The organism is Terrimonas ginsenosidimutans, from assembly GCF_022012415.1.
Taxonomy (GTDB): Bacteria; Bacteroidota; Bacteroidia; order Chitinophagales; family Chitinophagaceae; genus Terrimonas_A; species Terrimonas_A ginsenosidimutans.
The window spans coordinates 323,566-340,922 of the sequence record NZ_JAKLTR010000006.1 but is presented as its reverse complement, the minus strand read 5'-3'; the positions used below and the strand labels follow the sequence as shown (position 1 = coordinate 340,922).

At 46.2% G+C, this 17,357-nt stretch carries 13 protein-coding genes; 7 read left to right on the top strand and 6 right to left on the bottom strand.

Annotated elements, in window-relative coordinates; all coding sequences use genetic code 11:
* Positions 1 to 3 precede the first annotated feature (3 nt).
* Both mdh and LZZ85_RS11950 read right to left on the bottom strand, forming a co-directional pair.
* A complete protein-coding gene (gene mdh / locus LZZ85_RS11955) occupies positions 4 to 933 on the bottom strand; it encodes a malate dehydrogenase (RefSeq protein WP_237871940.1) in 930 nt (309 codons plus the stop codon).
* 238 nt (positions 934 to 1,171) lie between these two features.
* Positions 1,172 to 1,693, bottom strand: a complete 522-nt coding sequence (locus LZZ85_RS11950; protein ID WP_237871939.1) for a TlpA family protein disulfide reductase — start codon at positions 1,691 to 1,693, stop codon at positions 1,172 to 1,174.
* A 152-nt stretch (positions 1,694 to 1,845) separates the two neighbouring features.
* On the opposite strand from LZZ85_RS11950, the gene LZZ85_RS11945 reads away from it, so the two are divergent.
* The 5 genes from LZZ85_RS11945 (at position 1,846) to accC (ending at position 6,964) form a co-directional block, all read left to right on the top strand.
* The gene (locus tag LZZ85_RS11945; protein WP_237871937.1) at positions 1,846 to 2,205 is read left to right on the top strand and encodes a BlaI/MecI/CopY family transcriptional regulator; all 360 of its coding nucleotides are present in this window, start codon (positions 1,846 to 1,848) and stop codon (positions 2,203 to 2,205) included.
* A gap of 20 nt (positions 2,206 to 2,225) precedes the next feature.
* Positions 2,226 to 4,022, top strand: a complete 1,797-nt coding sequence (locus LZZ85_RS28595) for a M56 family metallopeptidase (protein ID WP_284698427.1) — start codon at positions 2,226 to 2,228, stop codon at positions 4,020 to 4,022.
* Between the two features lie 96 nt (positions 4,023 to 4,118).
* Entirely contained in the window at positions 4,119 to 4,685 is a 567-nt protein-coding gene (gene efp, locus LZZ85_RS11930; RefSeq protein WP_237871935.1) for an elongation factor P, read from the top strand.
* Between the two features lie 333 nt (positions 4,686 to 5,018).
* Positions 5,019 to 5,498: an acetyl-CoA carboxylase biotin carboxyl carrier protein gene (accB, locus tag LZZ85_RS11925; RefSeq protein WP_237871933.1), complete on the top strand. Its 480-nt coding sequence runs from the start codon at positions 5,019 to 5,021 to the stop codon at positions 5,496 to 5,498.
* A 128-nt stretch (positions 5,499 to 5,626) separates the two neighbouring features.
* Complete coding sequence (gene accC, locus LZZ85_RS11920) at positions 5,627 to 6,964, top strand: acetyl-CoA carboxylase biotin carboxylase subunit (protein ID WP_237871931.1); 1,338 nt, start codon at positions 5,627 to 5,629, stop codon at positions 6,962 to 6,964.
* A 151-nt stretch (positions 6,965 to 7,115) separates the two neighbouring features.
* Here the strand turns inward: accC and LZZ85_RS11915 are convergent, their stop codons facing one another.
* Together LZZ85_RS11915 and LZZ85_RS11910 are read right to left on the bottom strand one after the other, a co-directional pair.
* Entirely contained in the window at positions 7,116 to 9,305 is a 2,190-nt protein-coding gene (locus LZZ85_RS11915; protein WP_237871929.1) for a glutamine synthetase III family protein, read from the bottom strand.
* A 137-nt stretch (positions 9,306 to 9,442) separates the two neighbouring features.
* Complete coding sequence (locus LZZ85_RS11910; RefSeq protein WP_237871926.1) at positions 9,443 to 10,741, bottom strand: hypothetical protein; 1,299 nt, start codon at positions 10,739 to 10,741, stop codon at positions 9,443 to 9,445.
* A 199-nt stretch (positions 10,742 to 10,940) separates the two neighbouring features.
* Between LZZ85_RS11910 and purL the strand changes: the two genes are divergently transcribed.
* On the top strand, positions 10,941 to 13,169 hold the full coding sequence (purL, locus tag LZZ85_RS11905; RefSeq protein ID WP_237871924.1) for a phosphoribosylformylglycinamidine synthase subunit PurL: 2,229 nt from the start codon (positions 10,941 to 10,943) through the stop codon (positions 13,167 to 13,169).
* 161 nt (positions 13,170 to 13,330) lie between these two features.
* Here the strand turns inward: purL and proC are convergent, their stop codons facing one another.
* Both proC and LZZ85_RS11895 read right to left on the bottom strand, forming a co-directional pair.
* Entirely contained in the window at positions 13,331 to 14,125 is a 795-nt protein-coding gene (gene proC / locus LZZ85_RS11900) for a pyrroline-5-carboxylate reductase (RefSeq protein ID WP_237871922.1), read from the bottom strand.
* A gap of 94 nt (positions 14,126 to 14,219) precedes the next feature.
* Entirely contained in the window at positions 14,220 to 15,293 is a 1,074-nt protein-coding gene (locus LZZ85_RS11895) for a hypothetical protein (RefSeq protein WP_237871920.1), read from the bottom strand.
* A 271-nt stretch (positions 15,294 to 15,564) separates the two neighbouring features.
* On the opposite strand from LZZ85_RS11895, the gene pyrG reads away from it, so the two are divergent.
* The gene (pyrG, locus tag LZZ85_RS11890; RefSeq protein WP_237871918.1) at positions 15,565 to 17,214 is read left to right on the top strand and encodes a CTP synthase; all 1,650 of its coding nucleotides are present in this window, start codon (positions 15,565 to 15,567) and stop codon (positions 17,212 to 17,214) included.
* Positions 17,215 to 17,357: the final 143 nt, after the last annotated feature.

Sequence of the window (17,357 nt, the reverse complement as noted above, 5' to 3'; positions counted from 1 at the left end):
CAATTACAAAGTCTTCAACACATCATTCATACTTCTCACAGCCGCAGCGCTTTTCTCAAATTCAGCCTGCTCAGCTTCGTTCAGTTTGAAGTCGATGATCTTTTCCCAGCCGTTTCTGCCGATGATCACAGGAACGCCGAGGCAGATATCTTTCTGGCCGTATTCACCTTCGAGGGAAACGCAGCAGGTAAAGAGTTTCTTTTCGTCGCGGACGATGGCTTCAACAAGAGCAGCTCCGGCAGCGCCTGGTGCATACCATGCAGAAGTGCCAATGAGTTTGGTGAGGGTTGCACCGCCAACCATTGTATCAGCAACGATCTGTTTTTGTTTTTCTTCACTGAGGAATTGTGTAACCGGAACAGAGTTCCATGTTGCCAAACGGATCAGTGGGATCATGGTAGTATCGCCATGGCCACCCACTACAACAGCGTTCAGGTCAGCAGGGCTGCAATCCAGGTGCTGGCTGAGTTGATATTTGAAACGTGCGCTATCCAATGTTCCACCCATACCGATGATCCGGTTTTTAGGGAGACCGGTTGACTGAAGCGCCAGGTAGGTCATTGTGTCCATTGGGTTGCTGATCACGATGATGATCGCATTGGGAGAATGTTTCAGGATGTTTTCAGTAACACCTTTCACGATACCGGCGTTCACACCGATGAGTTCTTCGCGGGTCATACCTGGTTTGCGAGGCAGACCTGAGGTGATCACCACCACATCACTTCCGGCAGTTTTTGTGTAGTCATTCGTAGAGCCAGTGATCTTCGTGTCAAATCCCAGCAGGGCGGCAGTCTGCATCATATCCTGTGCCTTCCCTTCAGCAATTCCTTCTTTAATATCCAGTAATACCAGTTCAGTTGCCAGTTCTTTGCGGGCAATATTATCGGCACAAGTGGCTCCTACTGCTCCTGCACCTACAACAGTTACTTTCATGAACGAAAAATTTAGAGAATGAGGAAATTAATTCTGCCAGGTCCGCCGTTGCCTTGGCGAAAGCGGGATGGCGGGGGCAAAATTAAGCGAAAACTGGCCGTTTGGAAGTTTTTGAGAGATTATGTTTGTCCGGCAGATGTTATTTTCCGGAATTCGGAGGCGTAATAGGAACGCGGCGGGCCGCGTTCCTATTACGCCAATCAAATTTTCAGAAACGTCCACGCCTGATAATGCGGGGCTACTTCTTCAACTCTTCCAGTATCTTATCCATCGGCATGTTTCCCTCAAATACAGATATCAACTCCTGCTTCTTATTATAAAATGCCAGGAATGGAAAGAACCTCATATTGTAAAAGGTTGGCAGCATGAACTTCGTATCCCGGCCCATTTTGATATTGGAATATTTCGCCAAACCGAAATGCTGATAGTACTCCCTCATATTTTCAAACGGCATCGGGGTGATCATCAGGATCTGTACATCTTTAAAATCATCGATGCGCTTGATCAACTCCTCCGTTTCGTGTTTACAGTGATCACAATCGGGACTGAACAGCATGATCATCGTGGGCTTCTTCTTGTTCAGATCTGTTTTGGAGAAGGTAGTCACACTGTCAACCAGTAACAGCTTTACCGGGGGAAATGTCGGGAATTTCTTGAATGGGGGAGAGGTAGAGTCTACCTGGCTGAAGCCTTTCATACCTATAACTGTCAGAAATAAAACCGCTATGATCCGCGAAGTGTGTAAAGCTATTCTTTTCATACCCCAAAGAAACGGATTTTGTTTGCAATCACATCGTAATCAGAACGGTTCTAATTTTTTCATAACCTGCTGCCGCCCATTTTAACATTTCAGGAAAAGAAATATTTGGGAGTCTACGAAAATATCGTAATATTTACGAAAAATTCGTAGATATGGAAAAGCTGACGATACAGGAAGAAGAAGCCATGCTCGCGATCTGGAGAACAGGTGAGGGAAATATCAAGTCATTCATGGAGCAGATGGAAACCGCTTTGCCGTATACGACTGTTGCCTCTACCATTAAGAACCTGGAAAAGAAAGGCTATCTGAACAGTCGTCTTTCCGGCAATACCTATTTGTACAGGCCTGCAATTTCCGAAGCGGAGTACAAAAAGAAATTCATGGGGAGTGTAGTAAAAGAATACTTCGACAACTCTTATACAGAACTCGTGAACTTCTTCGTAGAGCAAAAGAAATTATCTACCCAGGAGTTGAAAGACATAATCGATATGATCGAGAAAGGAAATAAATAAGCTTTTCAAAAACTTATCTGATGCCAGTTATCATACAATACCTGATCAAACTTTCATTCAGCCTTGCGCTGGTGTATCTCTTCTATCATTTGCTGTTGCGCAAGCTGACATTCTATAATTGTAACCGTATTTACCTGCTGATATATCCCGCGCTGTGTTTTATCATTCCGCTGATCAATATCACGCCGGCGCTCGAAGCAAATCAATGGAGCAAAGACCGGTTCATGAGCATTCCCGCATGGCAGGTTGTTCAAACAGATGAGGCCATCAACCAGCCTGTAGCTGTTTCTGCCTATGATACATGGGATGCATTGTTGCTTGTACTGGTAGCGGGAACAATGGTGCTGGTCGTTCTGTTCTGTGTCCGCTATATCTCATTTGTGCGGATCCGTCGTCAGGCGAGGCTGCTTTCAGAAGGGCAAACCAGGATCTACCAGGTTGATAAGAACATCATTCCTTTTTCGTTTGGTAATGCCATTTTCATCAATCATAATCTTCATAACGAAGATGAACTCCGTGAGATCATCCGCCATGAATTTGTACACGTAAAACAAAAGCACAGTATCGATATCATGTGGGCAGAAGTGTTGTGCATGATCAACTGGTATAACCCTTTTGTCTGGTTACTGCGCAAAAGTGTCAGGCAGAACCTTGAATTCATTGCGGATGAGCAGGTGTTGAAAAGCGGTCTCGACAGAAAGCAGTATCAATATATGCTCTTAAAAGTTATCGGTCATAATCACTTTAGTATAGCCAGCCAGTTTAATTTTTCTTCATTAAAAAAACGTATAGCCATGATGAACAAAGCTCAGACATCGAAGCGCCACTTGTTGCGTTTGTTGCTGATCGGCCCAGCGGTGGCCGTTCTCCTACTTGCATTCCGCTCACAAACCCGATCGGATAATACGGCGCCGGACCGGTCACAATCAGTTTCTCCGGAAAGTAGCATTGCTGCTGTCAGTACACCTGACGCGGCTGCAAAACCAGACAGTTATGACCTGCCGTCCGCAACTTCCGCTGTTGCTCCCATTACATCAGCAGATACAATTCCGCTGCTGGTCAACGAAAAAGGATATAATATCTCAGTAAAACGGGGGGATGTCGTGGTAGTAAGAGATGCAAACAGGAAAATAGTGAAAACTGTTCCGCTTGCAGACTGGAATAAGGATCTCGCGCGGTATGAGAACCTGTATGGAGAAGTGCCGCCACCACCTCCGCCGCCTCCGGTAGAGCCGCCACCTGTTGCACCGTTCAGCGCACAAGCGCCTGCTGCGCCGGGTGATGCTCCCGCGCCTCCGCCTCCACCTCCGGCTGTGCCGCGCAATGCATCTATGCCAGCTCAACCGCCTGCTCCTCCGAAAGCGCCAAAATTACCGGCCAATGTATCCAGTATGCAGGTGACAAACGGAAGTGCGACGGTGACTCTCAAAAACGGAAAGACAGAGTCTTACGACCTGAACGATGCCAGGCAGAAAGCAGCATTTGAAAAGAAATATGGTGAACTTCCCGAGCCACCACAACCTCCTGCAGTTGGCGGGATCTCATCGCACAAGCCAACCGCCAGCGAACTGAGTTTCGTAAAGCGTCATGCAAACGTTTCCAGGGTATCCTGGGGAAAGGTAGTTGACGTCACTACTGGCGGGCTGACTCCCGGATATCAGCAAGCCAGCATCAAAAAGAATGATGTCTATATCCAGATCTACTTCCGCAACGGTAAGTGGGATATGTACAACACCAGCAATGCTAAAGACATAGAACGTTTTAAAAAGAATTACGGAGAAGCACCTCCAACCGCACCGTATGGGGAGGGATGTTAGAAGGGAAGCAGGAAGGGAAGGTTTGTAACCTCCCCAAACCCGTCTTTTGCCGTACGAAACCCAAACCCTATCTTTGCCGCCTCAAAAAGATTTTTTATGGCAAATACTGCAGATATCAGCCGCGGCCTGATCGTCAAACTGGATGGCAGCCTTTATACCGTTGTTGAGTTTGGTGAAAACAAAACGGCGCGTGCGGCAGCGAAAGTGTGGGCAAAGCTGAAAGGCGTTGACAATAACCGTTCTATCGAAAAAACATGGAACTCAGGAGATACGATCTACCCGGTTCGTGTTGAAAAAAGAGCGTATCAATTCCTTTATAAGGATGATACCGGTTACAATTTTATGGACCAGGAAACTTTTGAGCAGATCGCCCTGCAGGAAAACCTTGTAGATGCACCACAGTTCCTGAAAGACGGACAGGAAGTTTCTGTTCTCTTCAATACTGAAACAGAACAGCCAATGAGCGTGGAGCTTCCTGATAAGATCGTGATGCTGGTAACTTATACCGAGCCAGGTCTGAGAGGCGATACCGCTACAAGAACCCTGAAACCTGCGACCGTTGAAACAGGTGCTACAGTGAGCGTTCCCCTGTTTGTAAACGAAGGCGAACTGATCCGGGTGAATACAAAAACCGGTGAGTACGTAGAAAGAGTAAAAGAGTAAGACCTCATTTTATAAGAAAATGGCCTGGAATCGATCGATTTCAGGCCATTTTTTATGAATTTTGGGCTGTTTTCGGCTAAAAACAGGAAAAAATACTTGATTTGCTGACTTCGATTTCCCTATCTTAGCCGCCTCAAATAAGTAAAAACTCAAAATTAAAAATTCAAAAACGAACACTTGTAACATCCCTTGTTCCAGTGCAGCCTTGTTTTTTTAATTTTTACTTTTGAATTTTGAATTCGAATGAGTTAACCCCGGATCATAACATAATTTCAACAAGAGGCGACGTTATGATCTGTTTAGTAAAATAAAATACCTGTTAAATTGAAAAACATGGACTTTAAACAGATCCAGGAATTGATCAAAATGATCAACAAATCCAATATCGGAGAGGTTACGATCGAACAGAAAGATTTTAAAGTAACGATCAAACAAAAAGAAGAGCAGATCACCCAGGTTGTTCAGGCTGCTGCTCCGGTTGCTCCTGCTTACTCAGCCCCGCCTCCAGCCGCTGCCGCTTCTACAGCTCCTGCAGCTGAAAAAGCAAAATCCACGGAATCGGCGCTTCCTTCCAACCTTATCACTATCAAGAGTCCGATGATCGGCACCTTCTACCGCAAGGCTTCACCAGATAAACCCAACTTTACAGAAGTGGGTGACGAAGTGAGCGTAGGTAAAGTGGTTTGCATCATCGAAGCCATGAAACTGTTCAATGAAATTGAAAGCGAGGTTAGCGGCAAGATCGTGAAAGTACTGGTTGAAGATGCTTCACCGGTTGAGTACGATCAACCGCTGTTCCTGGTTGAACCATAATAGTTTAATTGTTTAAAGATTTAAAAGTTTAATCGTTGCTCGTTCGGGAGTTAACTATTAAACTATTAAACATTTAAACTTTTAAACTTAACGCTGGGTTTGTTTTTTTTAATCTTTAATTGTTATTCGTGTTTAAAAAAATACTTATCGCTAACCGTGGTGAGATCGCCCTTCGTGTGATCAGAACCTGCAGGGAGATGGGCATCAAAACCGTTGCCGTTTACTCCACTGCAGACCGTGACAGCCTTCATGTAAAATTTGCTGATGAGGCGGTCTGTATCGGTAAACCACAGAGCAGCGATTCTTACCTCAATATTGCACATATCATGGCTGCGGTGGAGATCACCAATGCTGACGCTGTGCACCCCGGATACGGTTTCCTGGCTGAGAATGCCAAATTCGCCCGTATCTGTAATGATCATGGAATTAAATTCATCGGACCAACCGCCGATATGATCAATGGCATGGGTGATAAGATCACCGCAAAAGAAACCATGATCAAAGCCGGTGTACCCGTTGTTCCCGGTGGCGAAGGCCTCCTCAAAAGCATTGAAGAAGCAAAAGGCCTCGCAAAGAACATGGGCTATCCCGTGATCCTTAAAGCAACAGCCGGTGGTGGTGGCAAAGGCATGCGTATCGTCTGGGAAGAAAGCGATATGGAAAAAGCATACGACACCGCTAAAGCTGAAGCTGCTGCCGCTTTCAAGAACGATGGGATCTACATGGAGAAATTTGTGGAAGAACCACGCCACATCGAAATACAGGTTGCCGGTGACCAGTATGGCAATGTCTGCCACCTTAGCGAGCGTGACTGCTCTATCCAGCGCCGTCACCAGAAACTGGTGGAAGAATCTCCTTCACCATTCATGACAGACGAACTCCGCTTCAAAATGGGAGAAGCTGCAAAAAAAGCGGCATCTGCTATCAACTATGAAAGTGTGGGTACCATAGAATTCCTGGTAGACAAACACAGGAACTTCTACTTCATGGAAATGAACACACGTATCCAGGTGGAGCATTGCGTTACAGAAGAAGTGATCAACTTCGACCTGATCAAAGAACAGATCAAGATCGCCATGGGTGAACGCATTTCCGGCGATGATTATATCCCCCAGATGTACTCTATCGAATGCCGTATCAATGCTGAAGATCCTTATAACGATTTCCGCCCTTCACCAGGCCGCATCACTACATTACATCAGCCGGGAGGTCACGGCGTAAGAGTAGACAGCCATGCCTATGCAGGATATGTGATCCCTCCGTATTACGATTCTATGATCGGGAAACTGATCACTGTAGCGCGTACCCGTAATGAGGCCATCGATACCATGTACCGGGCACTCAGCGAATACGTTATCGAAGGTGTTAAAACAACTATTCCATTTCATCTGCAATTGATGCAGGACGAACGTTTCCGCAGCGGAGACTTCAATACAAAATTCCTCGAATCTTTCAAACTGAAGTAGGGGGAGAAAAGTAAAAAGTCAAAGTAAAAAGTAAAAAGCTTCTGATGGCAGTTCAATGCCGGCAGAAGCTTTTTTACTTTTTTTATTATGGCAATTAAAAAAGCCTCCGGAATGATCCAGAGGCTCTTGGGCTTTCTCATGTGTGTTAAACTTATCTCAGGAACAGCAGCTCCCTGTACTTAGGCAGATACCATTCTTTATCGTCTACTAATAATTCAAGCTTGTCGACGTGGTAGCGGATCTCGTCAAAGAAAGTATCTTTTACCTGCGCCTGATAAGCGATCGCTTTTGTGCGGGTGTTATCCATTGCGTTGCAGATCTTTCTTGCTTCGATCATTTTTTCAACCAGATCACTTGCTTTGTTGATGTGCTCAGAGATCTTATCGAGGATCTGTTTCTGATTGCTGTAAGCAGACTCAGACAGGCCCGCTTCTTTCAGACCAGCGATGTTTTTCGCCAGCAGGTTCTGATAACGGATAGCAGGGGGGAGGATATGGCTGGTTGCCAGTTCACCCATGATGCGGCTTTCGATCTGTACTTTCTTGATGTATTTTTCAAGCTCGATCTCATGACGCGCTTCCAGCTCTGAATGCGTATAGATATTGTTTGTTTCGAACAGGCTTTTAGCTTTTTCAGTGACCATTGCGTCAAGAGCCAGGGGAGTTGTTTTCACGTTTGGAAGACCTCTTTTCTCTGCTTCTTTTTCCCAGGCCTGGCTGTAACCATCGCCTTCGAACAGTACTTTTTCGCTTGCAACGATATACTCGCGGATCACGTGCATGATCGCGATCTCTTTCTTCTCGCCTTTTTCGATCAGCGCATCAACATCTTTCTTGAATGTTTTCAGCGTTTCAGCCATTACAGTGTTCAGAATAGTCATCGGGTTAGCACAGTTTGCAGAAGAACCAACCGCGCGGAACTCGAATTTATTGCCAGTGAATGCAAATGGTGAAGTCCTGTTACGGTCTGTATTATCCATCAGCAGTTCAGGAATGCTTTTGTGGATGTCGATCTTCAGCATGCTTTCATCCTGCTCATCGAATTTGTTACCCACTCTTTCTTTTACATCCTGCAAAACTTTAGTGAGATACTGACCGATGAATACAGAGATGATCGCAGGAGGCGCTTCGTTTGCACCCAAACGGTGATCGTTCGGAGCAGAAGCGATAGACGCTCTCATCAGATCTGCATAATCATGTACCGCTTTGATCGTATTCACGAAGAAAGTCAGGAACATCAGGTTGGTCTTTGGCGTTTTACCAGGAGCCAGCAGGTTTACGCCTGTGTTGGTAGCCATAGACCAGTTGTTGTGCTTGCCGCTACCGTTGATGCCGGCAAATGGTTTCTCATGCAGCAACACGCGCAGGTTGTGACGAAGTGCCACCCTGTTCATGATGTCTGTGAGCAATGTATTGTGGTCAACCGCGAGGTTGATCTCTTCAAAGATAGGAGCGCACTCGAACTGTGCAGGCGCCACCTCATTGTGACGTGTACGCAGTGGAATACCCAGTTTGTAACATTCTGTTTCGAGGTCACGCATGTAAGCATACACTCTTTCAGGAATTGATCCGAAGTAGTGGTCTTCCAGCTGCTGATTCTTCGCAGAGTTATGACCGAATACAGTGCGTCCGCACATTACGAGGTCAGGACGTGCATTGAACAATGCTTCGTCTACCACGAAATATTCCTGCTCCCAACCAAGGGTTGCAGAAACCTTATCAACATTTTTATCGAAATAGTTACATACGTCAACCGCAGCATTGTTCAATGCTTCGATCGCTTTCAGCAATGGTGCTTTATAGTCAAGTGATTCACCTGTGTAAGAGATGAATGCAGTTGGAATGCAAAGAGTTTTGCCGGTACCGATCTCCATGATAAAGGCAGGAGAACCCGGATCCCATGCAGTATATCCGCGGGCTTCGAAAGTTGCACGCAGACCGCCATTCGGGAATGAAGAAGCATCAGGCTCCTGTTGAATTAATGCATCACCTTCAAATTGTTCGATCGGCGTTCCATCGCTTTTCAGCGTAAAGAATGAATCATGCTTTTCAGCAGTGGTGCCTGTCAGTGGCTGGAACCAGTGCGTAAAGTGCGTTACACCTTTGCTCTCCGCCCATGCACGGATACCATTCGCAATCTGAGCCGCTACCGCACGGTCAATTTTCTGACCCGCTTTAATAGAACCCACCAGGCTTTTATAAGCTTCATCACTCAGGAACTCACGCGCTACTTTCAACGTAAACACATTACTGTTGAAGATCGTGGTAATTTTTTTTGATTCCTCTACCTCAGTCGCCGGAGAAGTGCTGAGTTTGGAGATTGCATTAAACCGAAGAGACATATTTTTTCTAGTTTTCAGCAAAGCAAAGGAATTAGAGGAATTAAGCCAATTTTTTTTACACAATCTGGATTTTATTAGAAAAAATGTGGAAAAACTTAAAAAATGGAGTTGCTAAACCAAATATTTTTAAAATCTTCTCAGGATTTATTTGGATTATTTATTTTCTTAATGTTAAGGATGGAGGGAAATGGCACTCTTTGCCAGTCTGTGCATGCCACAACGATCGGTATCAGCAGCGGTATGGCGACACTCCGGTATCGGACGATCGCTCCAAGATTGTTCACGCTGAAGCCTATCGTCAGCAATAAACTGATCGCAAAAAAGACACAAAAGTAGACCACATTCCTGTCCCGCGTTGCCGTCGGGTCATGCCATACGATGGAAATAATGAACAGCACCAGCAGGATCAGGATCTCCACTGCGGCGGTCATTGAAAAGAAGTGATGAATATCGGGAGGGTAGGGCCGGAATGTAGATAAGGTGATCGCCTGTGGCGTGTTGATGATAAAACTCATCACCGTCGGTTTCAGTTCACGTATGGGAATGCTGGTTGTTCCCTTCAGCTGCAGAAACGCCTGCTGCTTGTCGACCACTGACTGAGGAAAATCAAGCGCAGGGTGAATGTACTGAAGGCAGAAGAACAGGATGCTGCCGATTGCGTAAACAACCAGGAAGCAGGTCAGCTTCCGTTCCGGGAACCTGCGCGCGATCAGCCAGGCAACAAGCGCCGGCGGGATCAGTATCAGCAGGAAGTTGCGCAGTAACAGGCATATGAAGAATGCGAGAAGGATACCCAGCCACCGCTTTAATGCCCAGCGTTGCTGCTCTAACGCTTTGAACACATGGTATATGATCAGCGCAATGCTTAAAAAAATAAGCCCTTCTTTATGAATTCCGGATGTCCAGTACAAAAAAGAAGGTACCAGGCAGATGGCCGCCAGTACCAGTAATTTTTTTTCCGGAAAGACTTCTTTGAAAACCCTGTAAAGCGCGATCGGTCCGAATAAAGTGATGTAAGAGTAGAAAATTACATTCACATAATAATTTCCCATGCTGAATATGTCAAAGATGGACAGCATCTTGATCAATACCAGCGTTTTCAGATCATTCCAGTATGAGTTGTCAGACCCCAGGAATACGTCCATTCTTGTGCTGGGCTGGCTCGAGTGAAACAGGTTGGTGAAATATTCCGAAGGATGGTCTGTAAGTAGCTTCAATTCTTCCAGCGAGTGATAATGATAAGCCCAGGTATCCACCATCTCTGCGTAGCTGCCATAATAAATTCCAACCCACCCGTAAAAGATCCCGGCCATTACTTTCGCCAGAAAAAGGATCACCAGCTGATCTTTGTTCAATCCCGACTGATTGAAAAAACGGGTCCGCGTAACAAACCAGGAGAAGACCACGAGATAGATTACAAAAAGGAAATATTCCAACAGCAGCTGTTTTGCTGCAAAATAAAAATAATCGGTGAATTAGTGATTGCTAATCAAAGCGTAATCAGGTAAAAAAGTAAAAAGTCAACAGTAAAAAAGAGGCTTCTTCCGGGCGAGGTCACTTTTTTTACTTTTTAATTTGACTTTTGACTTAGCCCTGCTTTCCTTAATTTTGCGGCTTCTCCAATCAATCTTCTACATGGAAATAACAGCAAAAACGGCGCAGCAGCTCAGACTGACTGAAGAGGAATTTGAACTGATCAAACAGAAACTGGGGCGTACCCCGAACTTCAATGAACTCTGCGCATTCAGCGGCATGTGGAGCGAACATTGCAGTTATAAGAACTCTATCAAATGGCTTAAAACGCTGCCCCGTGAAGGCGGCAGAATGCTGGTAAAAGCCGGTGAGGAAAATGCGGGATTGATGGATATCGGTGACGGCCTTGGCGTTGTATTCAAGATCGAGTCACATAATCACCCTTCAGCGATCGAACCATTCCAGGGGGCAGCTACCGGTGTCGGCGGTATCCACCGGGATATCTTCACCATGGGTGCACGCCCGATCGCTTCCCTGAACTCTCTCCGTTTCGGCAAGCTCGAAGAAGATAAAACTCAACACCTGCTCTCCGGCGTGGTGCACGGCATTGGCCATTACGGCAACTGCTTTGGCGTACCAACTGTTGGCGGGGAAATATATTTTGATGAATCCTACCATACCAATCCGTTGGTGAATGCGATGAGCGTAGGTATTGTAAAGAATGGTGAAACCGTTTCTGCCACTGCCCTCGGAAAAGGCAATCCCGTCATGTTCGTGGGTAGTGCAACCGGCAAGGACGGTATCGGAGGTGCTTCTTTTGCATCCGCTGATATCACGGCGGAAAGCGCCCAGGACCTTCCCGCCGTTCAGGTAGGAGATCCGTTCCAGGAAAAGAAACTGCTAGAAGCCTGCCTGGAAGTGATCCAGACCGGTGCCGTAGTGGGAATGCAGGATATGGGTGCCGCAGGCATCATCTGCTCCACCGCGGAAATGAGCGCGAAAGGTGGGGTGGGAATGCGTATCGACCTGGACAAAGTTCCAACTCGCCAGAGTGAAATGAAAACCTGGGAACTGCTCCTTAGCGAAAGCCAGGAACGTATGCTGCTCGTTGCGGAAAAAGGCCGCGAAGAAGAGGTAAAACGTGTTTTTGAAAAATGGGATCTTCCTTGTTCCGTGATCGGTGAAGTAACCGAAGACGGAATGCTGGATTTCTATATGAACGGAGAGCTTGATGCTTCTCTTCCCGCAAACGAACTGGTACTGGGTGGCGGCGCTCCTCAGTATGACCGCGAATACCGCGAACCGAAGTACCTCGCAGAGATCGCTAAGTTCAAACCAGAATCTGTTGCCGTTCCTGAAGATCTGAAAGCTATTGCTGAAAAGATCATCGCACTTCCTTCTATCGCTTCCAAACGCTGGATCTATACACAGTATGACAGCATGGTTGGAACAGTGAACACTTCCACCAATACACCGACCGATGCAGCCGTTGTTGCGGTAAAAGGCACAACAAAAGGCCTGGCCGTTACGACGGATTGTAACAGCCGCTATGTATTTGCCGATCCATACAAGGGGACGATGATCGCGGTGAGCGAAGCAGCCCGTAATATCGTCTGCAGTGGTGGATTGCCACTTGGTGTTACGAACTGCCTCAACTTCGGTAACCCTTATGATCCTGAAGTATACTATCAGTTCGTCAACGCCATCAAGGGCATGGGCGAAGCCTGCCGCAGATTCGATACGCCCGTTACTGGTGGTAACGTGAGCTTTTACAATCAGAACCCGGATGGTCCGGTAAATCCAACGCCAACCATCGGTATGGTTGGTCTGCTGGAAGATATCCGCGAGAAGATGACGCTCGACTTTAAAGAAGAGGGCGATATCATTTATGTATTGGGTAATATCACTGACGATATCAATTCATCAGAATACCTCCATCGTGTGCAGGGTGTGAAATATTCTCCCGCTCCGCATTTCGAACTGGAAGAAGAATATGCGCTGCAGCAACAACTCGCTTCGCTGATCAAAAGCAAACTGGTGCGTTCTGTACATGATGTAAGCGAAGGTGGCGTGTATGTAACACTTTGCGAAAGCGGCTTCAACCGCGAACTCGGTTTCTCTGTCTCCACCAAAGGTGGCATCCGCAAAGATGCATTCCTCTATGGCGAAGGTCAGAGCCGCGCGATCGTTACCGTTGCACTGGCCAATGTGCAGGCTTTCGAAGCCGCCCTTAATATACCTTTCGAAAAGATCGGTGTGGTAAGCAGCGGCGAAATCGCTGTTGACGGCGACTTCTGGGGAACGATCGACTGGTGGAAAGACACTTATGATACCGCGATTGAGAATTATCTGGCGAAAGAGGATGCGGGATCGGCACTGACGGCGATCTGATTCGTTGACCGTTGTCCGTTGACCGTTGACCGTGAAGAAATAAAAAAGAGAAGGGCTTTTATCAAAGAAAAGCTCTTCTCTTTTTTTATAGGCAAATTCGAATTCTCTTGTCTCGCCTTCCGGTCAACGGTCAACGGTCAACGGACAACGGTCAACGAATCTCAGTCTTTCGCAATCTTCTTATAACTCGCCACCACGCCCCGGATCAGCGACGAACTGAATCCCCGGTGTTCCATTTCGTTGAGGCCGGCGATGGTGCATCCTTTTGGAGTGGTTACTTTATCTATTTCCTGTTCGGGGTGGGTGCCTTTTTTGAGAAGCAGTTCGGCGGCGCCTTTTACGGTTTGGGCAGCGATGAGTGAGGCGGTGGTGGCGTCAAAACCGATCTCAATACCACCCTGTATGTTTGCGCGGATATAACGCATGGCATAAGCCGTGCCGCAGGCGCCAAGGATGGTCGCGGCTTCCATCAGCTTTTCATCGATGGTGACGATCTTGCCCAATGTGCTGAACAGATCGTTTACATATTTTGCTGTTGCTTTATCCGCGTTCTTACTGCAGATGCAGGTCATGCTTTCCTGGATGGCGATCGCTGTATTCGGCATCGCACGGAAATAGGTCAGCTTCTTGCCCACCAGTTCTTCCATGTCTGCGAGCAGTACACCGGTCACCACAGAGATCAGCGTTTTGTTTTCGTTCAGCGATTCTTTTACTGATCTGAGTACATCTGCCACCTGGAATGGTTTAACAGCAAGAATGATGATCTCATTTTTATTTACAGCTTCTGTATTGTCGTCTGTAACATGAACCCCTTTTTCTTTCAGAGGTTTTAATGTAGCCACATTCCGTTTGGTGATGGTGAGATCTCCGGCCTTACTGAATCCGCTGTTCAATAACCCTTCTGCTATAGCCGTTCCAAGATTACCTCCGCCGATGATGGCAATACGTTTTCCCATACCTTGTTTTTTATAAAGATAATGCTTCGTTATTTCTCTACCTATTTGATAGGTTACTGGGGCGTGGTTCGCCATTTAAATTATTTGCCGGACATCAGAATAATTCTCCGGTTTCCATATCAAGTTGAAGGAACGACTGATCGAGATGGTATTTTGTACGTGTTCTGCCCTTTGAATAATTTGAATTAGGGCTGATCAGATCTACCGCGGAAAAATTTAACCGCAGGGCTCTTCGTGCTGTGTAATCTTTTGCGCCGTAGATGATAAAACCATTCGCACTTCTTTGAAGTTTGAAATAATTGCTTGCGGAATAGATGAACATATCTTTCCCATCGCAGTAGCCCCAAAGTTCATGCTGTAAGATCTGATCTCCTTTGTCATTCTTTATGTAGAGAAAATCGCCTTTACTGCCTTCTTCAACAGTGAAATCGATCACGGTTGGTTTATTGTTCCGGAAATCATCATAAGAAAGATAAAGTCCCCTGACTGGTTCCGGATTCTTTAATACCGGGATCCCGAAGCGCCTGGTATAATGTTCATTCAGCTGTTTAGGCTCAAGTTTCCGGGCGTTATTCCGATGCTTATCCCAGTTAGCCTGTACCATTTTTTGTACAAAGGCATCCAGCGCTGCTTCTGTATAAGACTGACCTCCACCATAATTCACCTGCCTGTTACCGGTGATCGTTGTATCGAATCGAAATACCGGCGTATAGAGGTTGGTGTTATTATCCTGCAAATAGAGTTCGGCTGCGAACAATATACCGGGCAGTTCGGTCATGTCGAATTTTTTTTGCTTATCCTCCGTTGAAGACAGATAGATATGATTCGACAGCATCATCTTTTTAATAAAGCAATGAAGGGTGAACGGATTGTTTTTATCAAGTGGAGCGCGTGTTGTAATGAAATTAGCGATGGTACCATGAAACCCTTTCGCCAATTTGATCAGCCGCAATTCCTGCGCAGATTCTTCCAGGCCGATCGAAGATGTATCGAAACGGACATCATGTACCAGGAATTCAGCTGCAGGCAAAGATCCTATTGCCGGACCGGCGGACAACTTCATCGGGATAAGCTTTGGCTCGTCCCACTGACCGAAACCGGATACTGAAAAAAATAACAGGATGATCATGAGGCCATGAGCCCGGAGATTCCGCGTAATGAACTGCATGGGTTAGGTTTATGGTGGTTTTACAGACCCACAAAATATCAGTTTTTCACAAAAAAAAACTAAGATTTTCGCTGGCGCGAAAAATTGAATTAACTTTGCATGACCTCCCGGAAATTTTCCCAGAAAAATCTCTTTCGGATGGTCGGTTGGGCGACATTTTTCAACAAGCTTTATTCTAAAACGGTTCTCATAGTTTAATTAACAGTAATGTTTACGCAGAGCTGTTTAAGGACCCTTTTTTTGTGAATTTTAGAAAATAAATTGACCGGTTATGGCTAAATATATATTTGTTACGGGGGGAGTTACTTCGTCACTTGGTAAAGGGATCATCGCAGCGTCTTTGGCAAAACTGCTACAGGCGAGAGGATTAAGAGTTACAATCCAGAAATTTGACCCCTATATCAACGTAGACCCGGGTACACTGAACCCTTACGAGCATGGTGAGTGTTATGTAACGGAGGATGGCGCTGAAACCGATCTTGATCTCGGTCACTATGAGCGTTTCCTGAATATATTCACTTCTCAGGCAAACAATGTGACGACTGGTCGTATTTACCAGACTGTAATTAATAAGGAGAGGGAAGGAGCGTACCTCGGAAAAACCGTGCAGGTTGTTCCGCATATCACTGATGAGATCAAGCGCCGCATGATGGTGCTGGGCCAGGGTGATAAATATGATGTGGTGATCACGGAGATCGGTGGTACCGTTGGTGATATCGAAAGCTTACCATTTGTGGAGGCTGTACGTCAACTACAGTGGGAATTGCCCGAAGAAGACACTGTAGTGATCCATCTTACACTGATCCCTTATCTGAAAGCGGCAAAAGAATTAAAGACAAAGCCAACCCAGCACAGCGTAAGAATGCTGAGCCAGGAAGGTGTGCACCCCGATATTATTGTTTGCAGAACTGAGAGGTCTCTCAATCCTGAGATCCGCAGGAAGATCGCTCTTTTCTGTAATGTAAAACCTGAGGCGGTTATAGAATCGATCGATGCGTCGACGATCTATGAAGTTCCGTTAATGATGATGCGGGAGAAGCTGGACATGATCTGTCTGAAGAAGTTCAACATCACGCCAACACAGGAGCCTGAACTGGTCAAATGGAAGGAATTCCTGGACAAGCTGAAATATCCGAAGAACAAGGTGACGATCGGTTTGATCGGCAAATACCTTGAGCTGCAGGATGCCTATAAATCAATCCTTGAAGCATTTGTACATGCAGGTGCAATGAACGAATGTGAGGTCCAGATCCAGAATGTACATAGCGAATACATCACCGATACAAATGTGAAGGAAAAACTGGGTGGTCTGGATGGACTGCTCGTTGCTCCTGGTTTCGGGATGCGTGGCGTGGAAGGAAAGATCATTGCGGTGAAATACGCACGTGAGAAAAAGCTGCCATTCTTCGGGATCTGTCTTGGTATGCAGATGGCTGTGATCGAATATGCGAGAAACGTGATCGGGCTGAAAGATGCTCATTCAACAGAAATGGATCCGCAAACCCCGAACCCGGTGATCGACCTGATGGAAGAACAGAAAGAGATCACGGCAAAAGGCGGTACCATGAGACTGGGCGCATATCCTTGTGTTGTCAAGGAAGGCACACTTGCTTATAAAATTTATGGCAAAGCTAATGTGAGCGAACGCCACCGTCACCGTTGGGAATTCAACAACAGCTACCTGGAGCAATTCGAAAAAGCCGGAATGGTAGCGAGCGGTAAAAACCCGGCAACAGGCTTGGTGGAGATCGTCGAGCTTCCCAATCACCCGTTTTTCATTGGTGTGCAATATCACCCCGAGCTGAAAAGCACTGTGGAAAGCCCTCAGCCTGTCTTTGTGAACTTTATTAAAGCAGCGAAAGAACACGCAGAGAAACTGTCTGATGTAAAGAACCCTTCACTGCAGAGTGAAATGATCTGAGGAACGGAGGACAGGTTTGAGAAGTTTCAGAGGTCCGGAAATTGTATAAGTTCCCAAGGGTAGTACAACATAAAGTTATTCAAGAAATTAAGGTTTGAGTGTACAGTTAAGTACGCTCAAACCTTTTTCATTAATGCACGGAA

Excerpts from the sequence above, each read along its gene's own strand:
- proC (WP_237871922.1), bottom strand. The coding sequence starts at position 14,125 with ATGGGAAAACGTATTGCCATCATCGGCGGAGGTAATCTTGGAACGGCT.
- LZZ85_RS28595 (WP_284698427.1), top strand. The coding sequence starts at position 2,226 with ATGCCAGTTATCATACAATACCTGATCAAACTTTCATTCAGCCTTGCG.
- accB (WP_237871933.1), top strand. The coding sequence starts at position 5,019 with ATGGACTTTAAACAGATCCAGGAATTGATCAAAATGATCAACAAATCC.
- LZZ85_RS11945 (WP_237871937.1), top strand. The coding sequence starts at position 1,846 with ATGGAAAAGCTGACGATACAGGAAGAAGAAGCCATGCTCGCGATCTGG.
- efp (WP_237871935.1), top strand. The coding sequence starts at position 4,119 with ATGGCAAATACTGCAGATATCAGCCGCGGCCTGATCGTCAAACTGGAT.
- pyrG (WP_237871918.1), top strand. The coding sequence starts at position 15,565 with ATGGCTAAATATATATTTGTTACGGGGGGAGTTACTTCGTCACTTGGT.
- LZZ85_RS11915 (WP_237871929.1), bottom strand. The coding sequence starts at position 9,305 with ATGTCTCTTCGGTTTAATGCAATCTCCAAACTCAGCACTTCTCCGGCG.
- LZZ85_RS11950 (WP_237871939.1), bottom strand. The coding sequence starts at position 1,693 with ATGAAAAGAATAGCTTTACACACTTCGCGGATCATAGCGGTTTTATTT.
- purL (WP_237871924.1), top strand. The coding sequence starts at position 10,941 with ATGGAAATAACAGCAAAAACGGCGCAGCAGCTCAGACTGACTGAAGAG.
- LZZ85_RS11895 (WP_237871920.1), bottom strand. The coding sequence starts at position 15,293 with ATGCAGTTCATTACGCGGAATCTCCGGGCTCATGGCCTCATGATCATC.
- mdh (WP_237871940.1), bottom strand. The coding sequence starts at position 933 with ATGAAAGTAACTGTTGTAGGTGCAGGAGCAGTAGGAGCCACTTGTGCC.